Genomic DNA, 12,663 nt, shown 5'->3' with positions numbered 1-12,663 from the left:
CCCCGGGGTCCGGGGCGCCTGGCGGGGTGAGGCGGCTCGTCAGAGGTCGAGGACGAGCCGGGGCGATCGGGAACGGGAACAGCACGGCATCATCACCTCGCCGGATTCCTGCTCCTCGGCGCTGAGGTAGGAGTCGCGGTGATCCGGCTCCCCCTCGAGGACGTAGGTCTCGCAGGTCCCGCAGGTGCCCTCGCGGCAGGAGGTCGGCAGGTCCACCCCCGCCGCCTCGATCGCCTCGGCCAGGGTCTGGTCGGCCCCGACGGTCAAGGTGATGCCCGAGGCGTCGAGCTCGACCTCGAAGGGGATGTTGGCCCCCTCGAGCGCACCCTCCTTGGGCCGGAACCGCTCCAGGTGAAGTGATCCTGCGGGCCAGCTCGCGCAGTGCTGTTCGACGGCGTCGAGCAATACGCCGGGTCCACAGCAGTAGACCGCGGTGCCCGCGACGGGGGTGCCGAGGATCGTGGCCAGATCGAGGAGGCCGTGGGTGTCCTGCGGCCACACCATGACCCGCTCGCCGTAGGCTGCGAGCTCGCCGCGGAACGCCATCGTGGACTCGTGGCGGCCGCCGTAGAACAGCCGCCACGGCTTCCCGGCGTCCTCACAGGCCGCGATCATCGGCAGGATCGGGGTGATCCCGATGCCGCCTGCGATGAAGAGGTACTCGCTCGCGTCGACCAGGGCGAAGTTGTTCCGTGGACCTCGGCACAAGACCTGGTCGCCGATGGCCAGCCGCTCGTGGACGTGAGCCGAGCCGCCACGGCTTTCGGGCTCCCGCAGGACGCCCAGCCGCCAGTGGGACAGGTCGGTCGGGTCCCCGCACAGCGAGTACTGCCGCTCCAGGTCCGGGCCGAGGACGAGATCGACGTGCGCGCCGGGCTCCCAGGTCGGCATCTTCTCCCCCACCGCGGGCTCCAGGCGCAGCGAGACGATCCCGTCCGCCTCGGCCTCGATCGCCGCGACGACCGCGGTCAGGTCCTCCGTCACGGCCCGAGCACCTTCGCGGCCACGGCCTTGGTCGCCTCGACGTCGCCGGTGAGCACCTGTACGGGGTTGACGACCATCATCTGGGTGATCTGGTCCTCGGTGACCCCGCGCTTGCGCAGCTCGGGCAGCACGTAGTCGGAGATGCGGTGGTGGTGCCAGTTCGGGGTGTGCCTCGCGCGCCACGACGGCGGGGTGTTGATCGAGAAGAACCCGGCGTCGTGGGAGATCGTGATCTTCTCGGCGTAGCCCTGCTCGAGGAGCTTCGCGAGGGTGTCGACGCGGGACTCGTCGTCGAGCACGAACTCCATGCCGAAGCGGTCCATGCCGATGAAGGAGCCGTTGTCCATCAGCTCCCGGAGGTAGTCGAGGTCTGTCGAGTCGCCGCTGTGCCCGATGACCGTGCGCTCGAGGTCCACGCCGTTGGCCTTGAACCACTTCTGCTGGTCGCGGCCGTTGGCGAAGTGGACGTTGGTGTGCGTGGAGATCGGCACACCGGTCTCGGCCTGGGCGCGGGCGGCGGCACGGTAGACCCGGTCGAGGTCGGGGGTGATGCCGTGCTCGTCGGTGACGATCTTGATGATCCCGGCCTTGACGCCGTCCGTGCGCGGGATGCCCTTGGTGATGTCCTCGACGAACATCGTCTCCAGCACGTCCGGGCCGCCGAGGGTCTTCCCGACCAGCCCGTCCGGACCGTGGGTGTGGAAGTAGGTCGGCAGATCCTTGGCGGTGTAGTAGCCGGTGGCCACGACGATGTTCAACGGCACGCCCTCGGCGAGGCGCTGCACGGTCGGGATGTCCCGGCCGAGCCCGAGCACGGTCAGGTCGACGAAGGTGTCGATGCCCTTGTCCTCGTGCAGGGAGGTCAGGCTCTTCCGGGCCCGCTCGAAGATCGCGGCCTCGTCGTACTCCGGGTGCACGATGTTCTGCTCGAGCTCCGGGTTGCGGGCCATGATGTGCTCGTGCATCAGCGTGGTGCCGATCTGCGTGCTGTCGATCGGGCCGCGCAGGGTGTTGACGGTGCTCATGCGGTGGCATCTCCTTCGATGTCGCTGGTGGGGTGCCTCAGGGCGTCGCGGCGGGCGCGGGCGGCGGCCAGGCCGGCCTTGAGGAAGCCGACGTCGGAGCCCGCGGTAACCAGGCGGAAGCCCCGGTCCGCCTCCGTGGCGGGGTCGCCGGTGATCCCGGCGGCGATGCCGGCTGTGGCGCAGGCGGCGACGATCTCGGCGACGGCGGCGCGGTGCCGTTCGTCGCGGTGGCCGGTGACCGGGTCGAGGCCGAGGCTCACGGCGAGGTCACCGGGCCCGACGTACACGCCGTGCACGCCGGGGACCGCGGTGATCTCCTTCGCCCGGGCGACCCCCTCCGCGGTCTCGATCATGACCAGGCACAGCACCTGGCCGTTGACCGTGGCCGGGTCCGGCCCGAGGCCGTACGCCGAACGGGTCGGCCCCCAGCTGCGCACACCCAGCGGCGGGTAGTGCGCCGCGACCGCGGCTCGCCGCGCGTCCTCGGCCGACTCGACGTTCGGCACGATGATCCCCTCGGCGCCGGCGTCGAGCGCCCGGCCGATCAGCACCGGGTCGTTGGCCGCGACCCGGACCAGCGCGGTGGTGCCGGTCCGGGCGGTGGCCCGCAGCATCTCCACCGGGCTGGCGAGCCCGCCCACGCTGTGCTGCTGGTCGAGGTAGAGGTAGTCGAACCCGGCCAACGCCAGGGTCTCCGCGACGTGCGGGTCCCCGGTATGGCAGGCCAGGCCGACGGCCGTTCCTCCCGACTCCAGGATCCCGCGGAGCCGGTTGGGGTGTGCCGCGGTGGCGACGGCGTAGCTCACGACAGGACCTTGTCCAGCCGATACCAGTCCCGCGCGGACTCGTGCATCACCTTGGGCCGCATGGACTCCGGCATGACGCTCAGCACCCGGGCGAGGTCGTCGGTGTGCAGGTGCGGGTAGTCCGTGGCGAACATGAGGACGTCCTCGGACCCCAGCCACTCGATGATCCGGCGGGCGTGCGCGTCCGGGCCGAGGTCGGCCGGGGCGATCGAGAACCGGAAGTGATCCCGGATGATCTCGGTGGGCAGCCGGTCGACCCACGGGATCTCGCGGCGCAGGCCCTTCCACTTCTTGTTGATGCTCCAGCTCCAGGTGGGCACCCAGGCGAAGCCGCTCTCCAGCATCGTCACCCGCAGCCCGGGGAACTTCTGGAAGATCCCCTCGTAGATCAAGGTGGTCAGCTGCGCACCGTAGACCTGGATCTCCGCCGCGTACTCCTCCGCGTACCAGGAGGCGTATCCGGTCGGGGAAGGCGCGTCCTCCGAGGTCCCGCCCCAGGCCAGGCCCATGACCAGGTCGTGGCGGGTCATGGCCTCGTACACCGGCCAGAACACCCGCTGCCCGTAGAGCCGCTCCGAACGCACCGGCATGGTGACCTGCACGATCCGCGGGTGCGAGCCCACGCGCTCGATCTCCGCCGCGGCCGCGGCGGGGTCGCGCGCCGGGACGACCATGGACCCGACGAGCCGCGGGTCACGGTCCAGCCACTCGGCGATCAGCCAGTCGTTGACCGCACGGGCCAGCGCCGGAGCCCAGTCCGGGTGGCGCAGCGAGTCCACCCCGTAGGCGGTGTTGACCAGCGCGAACTCGGTCCGCCACGGGTCCAGCACGTGCTGCTGGAGGTCCTCCAGCCGCGACGCGGGCGGGCGGCCCGCCGGCCGCCACTCGTCCCGCGCGGTGGTGGGCGCGTTCGGCGGGTAGGCCAGGGCCTGGCCGTTCGGGCCCTTCCAGCCGCGCTCCTGCGCGCCCTGCACCCACACCGGGTCGGTGTAGGGGAACAGGGCCTCCAGCGACGGCGGGGTGGCGTGGACGTCGCAGTCGATCACGGGGCCGGTCCACACGGCGTCGCGCGTGGTGCCGTGGAGCAACGGAGCGGTCACTTCGCACCTCCTCGTGCGGGCCGCAGGGACAGCACGATGTAGTCGGACTCGACCGTCACGTCGACGGTCTCGGCGGTGTACGGGCCGGGGATCCGGTCCAGCTCGCCGCGCTCGAGCGCGGCCTGCACCTCGTCCGCGCCCTCGAGCGCGACGGGGAACGACCGGGCCCGCATCCGCGGGTTCCAGTAGGACCGGCCGTCCTCCACGTCGAACTCCCAGTTGTGGTACGGGCAGGTCACGAACGTCTGGCCGGTGTCGAGGCTAACCTCGCCGGGCACCGGCGAGTCGATCTGGTTGACCACGCCGCCCTCGCACAGCGGCGCGCCGAGGTGCGGGCAGCGGTTGAGCATCGCGTAGAAGCGGCCGTCGATGTTGAACACGCCGATCTCGCGGCCACCGGCCTGGACGATCCGACGCTCCCCCGGTGCGATCTCGTCCACCCGGCCGACCACGAAACGGGTCGTGCGCTGGGTCCTCTCCGTGGTGGTCATGCGGCCTCCAGCCAGCTCGGGTCGAGGTCCGCCACGGCGGGGCAGCCCAGCAGCCGCATCGTCCGGACCATCTCGGTGCGCAGGTTCTCCAGCACGCGCTCGACGCCCGCGGTGCCCGCCGCGGCGAGCCCCCAGGCGGGCAGCCTGCCGACGAGCACCGCGCGGGCGCCCAGGGCCAGTGCCTTCAGCACGTCGCTGCCGCGGCGGATCCCGCTGTCCAGCAACACCTCCGCGTGCTCGCCGATGGCCTCGACGACCTTCGGCAGGGCGGTGAGGGTGGCCGGGGAGCCGTCGAGCTGGCGGCCACCGTGGTTCGACACGATGACGGCGTCGGCGCCCGCGTCGACCGCCCGCCGCGCGTCCTCGGGCGTGATGATGCCCTTGACCACGAGCGGGCCGTGCCAGTTCTCGCGCAGCCAGCCGAAGTCGGCCCAGGTCGGCGAGTGCGAGCCGGCGCCGCCCTTGGTCATCTCGGTGAGCACCATCGGCTTGCCGTCGACGGTGACCTCGGCGGTGTTGGGGATCTCGAACGGCAGCCCGTCGAGCAGGTACCGGATCAGCCAGGCGGGCTTGGGCAGCAGCTGGGGCGCGAGCTTCACGGCGTTGCGGGCGTTGACCCGCATCGAGTAGCTGAAGCCGTTCTTGTAGTCCCGGGACCGGAAGCCCGCCACGGCGGTGTCCACGGTCACCACGAGCGCGGAGTAGCCCGCCGCCGCGGCCCGGCCGACCAGTTGCTCCATCGTCGACTGGGAGGAGAACCGGTAGAGCTGGAACCACTGGGGCCCGTCGACCGCGGCGATGTCCTCGAGGGTGTAGCCGGCCGCGGAGCTGGCCACGTGGATCGAGCCGGCGCGCGCGGCGCCCGTCGCCAGCCCGAGGTCGCCGTCCGGGTGGACCAGGCGCATCCCCCCGCACGGGGCGGTGAGCACCGGCAGGTCGATCGGCGTGCCCAGCACCTTCGTCGACAGGTCCGGCTCGTCGACCCAGGTGGCCATGCGCGGGGCGAACGCCACGTCCTCGAACGCGCGGGCGTTGCGGCGCAACGTCACCTCGCCCTCGGAACCGCCGTCGACGTACTCCCGGATGCCTCGCGGCAGGACCCGGGCCGCGGCGCGCTGAGCGTCCGCGGAGTCGAGCAGCCGGGCGGCCCGCCTGCGGCACGTGGCCTCGACCAGCGCGCTCACGCCGGGATCCCGTGCCCGGGCCGCAGCGGGATCTTGTAGAGGGCGCTCGCGTTCTCCCCCAGGATCCGACGGCGGCGCTCGATCGGCATGGTCTTCGGCACCGACTCGTGCGGGGAGTCGAAGTCCCAGTGCGGGTAGTCGGAGGAGAACATCAGCCGGTCCGCGAAGCCGGACTCCTCGAACATCGCGTAGACGTCCGGCACCCAGGCCGGCTTCTCGGGCTCCTCGATCGGCTGAGTGGAGAACCAGAAGTGCTCGCGCAGGTACTCCGAGGGTTTCCGGGTCAGGTGCGGCAGCTCGTCGCGCAGCTTGTCGAAGGTCGCGTCGAGCCGCCAGGAGAACGGCACGGCCCAGTCCCAGCCCAGCTCCAGCAGCGCGATCTTCAGCTTCGGGAACCGCTCGAACACACCCTCGAAGACCAGGCTGGACACCATCGAGATCGGCAGCACCGCGAACGCCGCGTGCATCTCGGCGTAGAAGTTCTGCCGCCCCGCGCCGGTGGGCTGGCGGCCCATGCCCGGCACGTGGAAGCCCAGCGGGATGTCGTAGTGCTCGCACGCCTCGAAGATCGGCCAGTAGCGCTGCTTGCCCAGCGGGTCCTGCCCGGCCGGCGACATCAGCACCTGCACGTAGGAGTCGCCGTTCGGGCCCTCCTTGCAGCGGACGATCTCGTCCGCGGCGCCCGCGAGGTCGCGGGGCAGGGTGATGCTCGCCTTGAACCGGTCGTCCGCGCCCGCCCAGGTGTGGGCCAGGGCGTCGTTGTAGGCACGATAGATCGCGAACGCGCACTCGTAGGGCATGTTCGCCCCGCCGTGGGTGATGATGTAGGTCTGCGGGCAGGTCAGCACCACAGCAGACATGTCGTACTTGTCCACCACCTGCTCCACGGCCAGGTGCGGGTCCACACCGACCCGCCCGTGCTCGTCCACTGCGTCGAGCCGGTGGGTGAACTCGCGCTGCGAGGGCGACACCCCGCCGCCGAAGCTGCCCAGGCCGTAGCGCGCGATGTAGTCGCGCCAGCGCTGCGGCAGGTGCTCGGCCACCTGCGGGTCCGTCGGCAGGGGCATCGGGTGGAAGTCGGTGTCGATGATGCCGAGCTTCTCCTCGACCGGGGTCTCGGCCGGGCGGACGTCGGTGAGGGTCATGGTTCGCTCCTTACAGGGCGCTGCGGCTGGTCTCGGCGGCGAAGAACACCGCGACGACCGTGAGCAGGCAGGTGGCGCCGATGAACAGGGAGATCCCGGTCGTCCCACCGGTCGCGGCCAGGATGGACGCGCAGATGAGTGGGGCGAAGCCGCCGCCGACGGTGCCGGCGATCTGATAGCCGAGGGAGGCTCCGGTGTAGCGCTGGGTCGTGGGGAACAGCTCGCCGAGCCACGCCCCGAGCGGGCTGTAGACGATGGCATGGGTGAACGCCGCCAGCGAGATGCCCAGATACATCGCCCCGACGCTGCCCGTGTCCATCAGAGCGAACATGACCGGGATGCTGAGCGCCTGCAGCACCGCGCCGACCCCGACGACGAGCCTGCGGCCCCACAGGTCGGACAGGTAGGCGAAGACCGGCTGGAACACCAGGCCGATCGCCGCGGAGATGAGCACGGCGTTGAGGATGTCCGCCCGGGGGAAGCCGTCCTGGATGCCGTAGCTGACGATCCAGGTGCCGTACACCGCGCTCGCCGCGAACGCACCCAGCACCAGCGCGATCGACAGCAGCAGGTTCTTCGGGTGGCGCAGCACCTCAACCAGGGGCACCTTCGGCGCCTCGGCCTGCTGCGCCTGCTCGCGGGCCTGCTTGAAGATCGGGCTTTCCTGGACGCCGAGCCGGATCCACAGGCCGATGACCACGAGCACGGCCGAGATCAGGAAGGGGATCCGCCAACCCCAGTCGAGGAAGGCGTCTCCGGTGAGCGCCGAGGCCAGCGCGAACACACCGTTGGCCAATAGGATGCCGCCGTAGAGACCCATCTGCGCCACCGAGCTGGACAGCCCGCGGCGCTTGGGCGCGTGCTCCATCGTCATCAGCACGGCGCCGCCCCACTCACCACCTGCGGAGACGCCCTGGATCAGGCGCATCAGCACCAGGAGCAGCGGCGCGGCGATGCCGATCGTCGCGTATGTGGGCAACAGACCCACGACCGTGGTGGACACGCCCATCAGCACGATGGACAGCACGAGCATGCCCTTGCGGCCCACACGGTCGCCGAAGTGGCCCCAGATGACGCCGCCGATAGGCCGGGCGATGAAGCCCGCGGCCAGGGTGGCGAACGAAGCCAGCGTGCCCGCAGTGGAGCTGAACTCCGGGAAGAACAGCTGGTTGAACACTGCCGCGGACGCGATGCCGAACAGATAGAAGTCGTACCACTCGATCACGGAACCGAAGAAGCTCGACAGGAGCACTCGGTTCCGCATGCGGCGGCTGGATTGCTGCGATGGATCGACTGCCGGAGTGCCGTCGGCACTGCGGGCAGCGATCTGCGAGTCGGTCACCGTCGACCTCCGTGGTGGGAGCACGATCGGGCGACTACCCGATCGTATATTCTTGTGCAGAAGAATATACGTTCAACCCGGCGCACTGTCCAGAGCCTGTGACCTGGGTGCCTACGTGACGATGTGGCAAGCTCGACGTCCGCCCATGCCCCTGCGCACGCGGCCCTCGCCTGCACGTGTGCTGACTGGTGGAAGCGCGGCCTCGCGATCTCGACAGTCATCGGGGCGAGCTCGTCGACTCAGCCGCGCATCAGGCCGTGTCATCGGCACACCCTGGGCGGCGGTGAGCGCCCCGCGACCCGAGGAGATGCACGCCTCGGCACCGATCGGACCCTCGGCGGGGCGCTCGGGCGCTCGATTCCGGTCTGCTCCCGGCGGGTCAGCCGGCGAGCCGGCCTGGACCCCGAGGGGTCTGCGGCGCGTCCGGCTCGCCCCAGAAGTCCAAAGAGTCCAGCCACTGCATGAGCAGATCGCCCGTGCCCATGAAGTGCTCCTTGGCCAGCAGGCGTGCCTGGTCGACGTCCCCGGCGGCGATGGCGTCGATCAGAGGGGTGTGCTGGGTGCGATTCACCTCGGACCAACCCGGCACGACGTGGAAGTTCTCCGGGAACTGCAGGGGGACGAGCCTGCTCGCCGCCTCGGCGAACCACTCCAGCTTGGGGGCGTCCGCGATCACCGACACGTAGTGGTGCAGCGCCGAGTTCAGCGAGGTGGCCAGGTGCCCGTCGGCCGGGTCTGCGCCGCGGATCTGCGCGTCCAGCTTTCGCAGCTCGTCCACGTCCCGGGCCGTGGCCCGGGTGGCGGCACGTGCCGCGAGCTCCCCTTCGGCGGTGCCCCACATCAGATAGGTGTCCTCGACGTCCTTACGGCGGACCGCCGACACCCGGAAGCCCCGGTTCGGCTCGTGGGTCACCCAACCGTCCTGGGTCAGCAGCAGCAGCGCCTCTCGAACCGGCGTCACACTCACTCCGAGCTGCTCCGCCAACTGCCCGAGTCGCAGGGGCTCGCCCGGCTGCACGGTGCGGGCCATGATCTGGTCCCGGATCGCGCTCGCGACGTTGCCGCGCAGCTGCTCCTTGCCCGTCCGACCCACGCGCCGATCCTACCGAGCCACCCAGTCGCCGACAGTGATGGTGCGATGACGCAAGGTCGACACTCCTCAAGGCCGTCGCCGCCAAGCTTTCGTACGAGAGGGACGTGGCGGCGTCCTCGGACGGGCACAGGGGTCTGCGCGTGCGCGATCCCCCGTCACGCAGACGACGGGGACCATGCCCGACTCAGCAGGTTAGGACGAGGCGTCGAGGTAGATCGTCTTAAGCACCTGGTAGCCGTGCAGGCCCTCCGGGCCGAGCTCGCGGCCGATTCCGCTGGTCTTGACCCCACCGAAGGGCGCGGTCGGGTCGTTGACGTAGCCGTTGATCCCGATCGTGCCGGACACGACGCGGCGGGCCAAGGCCTCGCCCCGCTCGCCGTCGCGGGTCCAGACCGAGCCGCCGAGGCCGAAGTCGAAGTCGCTGTCGTTGGCGAGCGCGACCGCCTGGTCCTCGTCGGCGTACGGAATCACCGATAGCACCGGACCGAAGATCTCTTCCTGGGCGATCGTGTGCTTGTTGTCCATATCGGCGAACACGGTCGGCTGCATGAACCAGCCGTGGTCGAGGCCGTCCGCGCGTCCGCCGCCGACGGTCAGCCGAGCACCCTCGGCCTTGCCCTTGGCGATGTAGCCCTCGACCCGGTCCCGCTGCACGCGGAGACCAGCGGACCGACCTGGGTCGTCTCCGCCAGCGGGTCCCCGGCGCCGGTCGCGGCGCTCGGGACGGACTCCCGGACGTTCACGCTCTGCCGTGCATGAACGGATCACGTCCCATCGGATGGTGGAGATCGTTTGCGACGATCAGCTCATCGCTTCGGAGCGAGCCAGGACGCATCCCGACATCACGTGCAGGTTGCGACGTCCGCCAACGGGAAGTACAGGGCGGTACACGCGCACTACTCCCCTCCCTGACCTCCTAGAAGCGGCAGTGCTGACGGGAGATCCCTCTCCAGCCCCTGAGGGCGGCACCGTTCGACGCCATTTCGTGTCACGCCCGTGTCATGACACACTCGAGTTGAGCGTGTCGGGTAGACGTTTCTCCTGGTCAAAGGGTGGGCGCGGCAGGGATCGAACCTGCGACCGCTCGGGTGTAAAGCGCGCACTACCTCCCTCTCGGGCCTTCTACCAGCAACAAGGCTGGCGCCGACAGCCTCTCCAGCCCCATTGGCAGCGCCCTTGAACGGAATTTCGTGTCATGAGTGGTGTCATGAGATCGCAGGCCTATGACGCAGTTCGGTCTCGATCGAGAGATCTGATCATTACCGCTGGCCACAGCAGTCGTAGCTCGGATGGAGATCGGTGCGTGCCGCCTGCTCCGTCGTCAGCAGAACACGCGCTCCCTGAACTGGGGAGGTGGGGTCTCCCCGACCTTGACCGCCGAGGTGGCGATCGAGGTCGGGGAGCGATGATCAGGCTGCCTTCTGCTGGGTCGCGTAGTTCTTGTGACGTGCCGCCTCCAGCCCAGCGAGGTGGCCGAAGACCAGCCCGAGGGAGATCGTTCCTCCGGCGCCACCGTAGAAGCCCTTGGTGGGGGCGCCTCCGGCGTTGCCCGCGGCGTAGAGGCCCGCGATGACGTTGCCGTCGGTGTCCAGTGCTCGCCCGTGCGCATCGGTCCTGGGACCGCCCACGGTGCCCAGGGCGCTGGCCTCGACCTTCAGGGCGTAGTAGGGCGCGGTGTCGACCGGCGCCAGGACGCTGGACCTCGGACTCTTGAGCACCGGGCGGATGATCCTGCCCAACGGCCCGACGACGACCGAACGGAGTTGTTCGGGCTTGTCCTTCCTCGCTGCCCATCCGGCGAGCTTGTTCACGACCGGGCCGATCGCCGCGGCGATCCGTTGCCGGGCCTTCGCGGTGGCAGCGGGGAACCGCGCGTCGGGAGAGTATCTGCCCAGCCGCGGGTAGAACGCGCCGAAGTAGCGGTCGAACAGGGTCTCGCCGCGGTGGAACTGCGGGTCGCGCGCCCGGCGGGCCTCGGGGTTGAACCGGTCGACGGTGCGGAGCAGTCCCATCTCGTCGACGCCGATGTCCGCCGCCAGCTCGGCGAGAGTGTCGGCACGGTGGAGGTAGTCGGGCACCTCGCCGCCCGGGGTGATGCCGAAGATGCCGAACTTGTTCCAGTAGTTCTGGTCGAAGATCAGCCACGCGGTCGCGTTGGGCATGGCCCCGGTTTCGGGGTCGACCTCGCGCATGATCGCGCCGAACTGGTCGTAGGCCAGCGCCTCGTTGGCGAAGCGCGCACCCTTGCTGTTGACCATGATGCTGTGGGGTAGCGCGCGCTCGCCGAGGAAGACGCGGCTGAGCGGTCGTCCCTCCAGCTCCTCGCCGGGCAGCTGCACCCCCGGCATCCACCAGGCGTCCTGCATACCGGTCAGGTCGGCACCCACTTCCTCGGCAAGCTGGACGGCGATGCCGTCGTGCCCCTTGGGGGAGACCTGGGTGCCGAAGGGTGCGTCGAGATGGGCCGTGGTCAGCTCGGTCGAGCTCTCGAAGCCACCGCTGGCCAGCAGGACGCCCCCGGTGGTGTGCACCGAGTGCTCGGTCCCGTGGGCGCGTACAACGACTCCGCGTACTCCCGACTCGTCGGTGATGAGCCGGACGGCGGGTGCCTCGACGCGGAAGTCTACACCGTTGCGCAGACCGGCTTCGAGCAGCGCTCCCACAAGCGCCGGGCCGGCCAGCCATGCTTCGTCGATGCCCATGCCGCCGAGGAGCCAGAACGGGAGTGGGTTCTTCGCCATGCCGGTGGTCAGGGCCGGCCGCACAAACTTCGCGGCCTCGCCCAGTCCCCGGGGGGAGTACGGGCCGGGGAACAGCGCCCTCCCGATGGAGGCGCCGTCGATGTCCGAGCGGTAGTCCGGCCAGATCGTCGGGATCCAGCCGAAGGCGGTGTGCTCCTCGATGTAGCGGGCGACATGGGGGCCGGTCTCCAGGAACTTCTCGATCATGGCGTGGTCGAGGACCTCGTCGCGGCCCTGGCCGAAGATGTAGCGCCGAGCCTGGTCCAGATCGTCCTCGATCTTCAGCTCCTTGGTCGAGAAGCCATGGTCAGGAATCCATGCAGCACCCGCGGAGATGCCAGTGGCGCCGCCGACGAGCTCGCGGGACTCCAGGACGAGGACGCGGGCGCCCTCCTTGGCGGCGGTGAGCGCCGCCATCAGGCCGGCGCCGCCGGACCCGACGATGACGACGTCCACCTCGGTCGGGATGCCCTCCTCTGGCACCCTGCCGATGGAGCCGGGGAACTGGTTGGAACTGTTGGTCATGTCTTCCTCCTCTGAGTTGGGTGCATTACGGCGGTCGCCGCGCTGGGTCGTCGGGCGCTACCAGTTGGCAGGCGCGTCGCTGGCCGGGAAGGAGTCGTGCCCCCAGATGTCGACGATGTCCGGCACAGTCGTCGCGGCGTCGACGCGGCGCTTCGGGTGCGCGGGAGAAGCCGGCAGCTCTGAACGCGGGCGTCCCTCTCCTGCCACACGTGGGGCGGTGCGTGAGG

At 70.2% G+C, this 12,663-nt stretch carries 11 protein-coding genes; all 11 read right to left on the bottom strand.

Annotated elements, in window-relative coordinates; all coding sequences use genetic code 11:
• Positions 1–39 precede the first annotated feature (39 nt).
• A complete protein-coding gene (locus ABD990_RS22320) occupies positions 40–984 on the bottom strand; it encodes a PDR/VanB family oxidoreductase (protein ID WP_345382677.1) in 945 nt (314 codons plus the stop codon).
• The gene (locus tag ABD990_RS22315) at positions 981–2,009 is read right to left on the bottom strand and encodes a phosphotriesterase family protein (protein ID WP_345382676.1); all 1,029 of its coding nucleotides are present in this window, start codon (positions 2,007–2,009) and stop codon (positions 981–983) included. The genes ABD990_RS22320 and ABD990_RS22315 overlap by 4 nt, the downstream gene beginning before the upstream one ends.
• A complete protein-coding gene (locus ABD990_RS22310) occupies positions 2,006–2,815 on the bottom strand; it encodes an HpcH/HpaI aldolase family protein (protein WP_345382675.1) in 810 nt (269 codons plus the stop codon). The genes ABD990_RS22315 and ABD990_RS22310 overlap by 4 nt, the downstream gene beginning before the upstream one ends.
• Complete coding sequence (locus ABD990_RS22305) at positions 2,812–3,915, bottom strand: amidohydrolase family protein (protein ID WP_345382674.1); 1,104 nt, start codon at positions 3,913–3,915, stop codon at positions 2,812–2,814. The genes ABD990_RS22310 and ABD990_RS22305 overlap by 4 nt, the downstream gene beginning before the upstream one ends.
• Positions 3,912–4,406 carry a Rieske (2Fe-2S) protein gene (locus ABD990_RS22300; RefSeq protein WP_345382673.1) on the bottom strand — a complete coding sequence of 165 codons (495 nt, stop codon included), beginning with the start codon at positions 4,404–4,406 and terminating at the stop codon, positions 3,912–3,914. The genes ABD990_RS22305 and ABD990_RS22300 overlap by 4 nt, the downstream gene beginning before the upstream one ends.
• On the bottom strand, positions 4,403–5,590 hold the full coding sequence (locus tag ABD990_RS22295) for an alpha-hydroxy acid oxidase (RefSeq protein WP_345382672.1): 1,188 nt from the start codon (positions 5,588–5,590) through the stop codon (positions 4,403–4,405). Before ABD990_RS22295 ends, ABD990_RS22300 begins: the two co-directional genes overlap by 4 nt.
• On the bottom strand, positions 5,587–6,735 hold the full coding sequence (locus tag ABD990_RS22290) for an amidohydrolase family protein (RefSeq protein ID WP_345382671.1): 1,149 nt from the start codon (positions 6,733–6,735) through the stop codon (positions 5,587–5,589). The genes ABD990_RS22295 and ABD990_RS22290 overlap by 4 nt, the downstream gene beginning before the upstream one ends.
• Before the next feature lie 10 nt (positions 6,736–6,745).
• Positions 6,746–7,999, bottom strand: coding sequence for an MFS transporter (locus ABD990_RS22285; RefSeq protein ID WP_345382670.1), 1,254 nt, complete (start codon positions 7,997–7,999; stop codon positions 6,746–6,748).
• A gap of 457 nt (positions 8,000–8,456) precedes the next feature.
• The gene (locus ABD990_RS22280) at positions 8,457–9,170 is read right to left on the bottom strand and encodes a GntR family transcriptional regulator (RefSeq protein ID WP_345382669.1); all 714 of its coding nucleotides are present in this window, start codon (positions 9,168–9,170) and stop codon (positions 8,457–8,459) included.
• 192 nt (positions 9,171–9,362) lie between these two features.
• Positions 9,363–9,824: an aldehyde dehydrogenase family protein gene (locus ABD990_RS22275; RefSeq protein WP_345382668.1), complete on the bottom strand. Its 462-nt coding sequence runs from the start codon at positions 9,822–9,824 to the stop codon at positions 9,363–9,365.
• 755 nt (positions 9,825–10,579) lie between these two features.
• Positions 10,580–12,436, bottom strand: coding sequence for an FAD-dependent oxidoreductase (locus ABD990_RS22270; RefSeq protein WP_345382667.1), 1,857 nt, complete (start codon positions 12,434–12,436; stop codon positions 10,580–10,582).
• Between the last annotated feature and the right edge of the window lie 227 nt (positions 12,437–12,663).

It is taken from the genome of Pseudonocardia yuanmonensis (assembly GCF_039542425.1).
Classification (GTDB): Bacteria; Actinomycetota; Actinomycetes; order Mycobacteriales; family Pseudonocardiaceae; genus Pseudonocardia; species Pseudonocardia yuanmonensis.
Note: the sequence above shows the minus strand (reverse complement) of the source record. Positions and strands in the feature narration are given on the sequence as shown.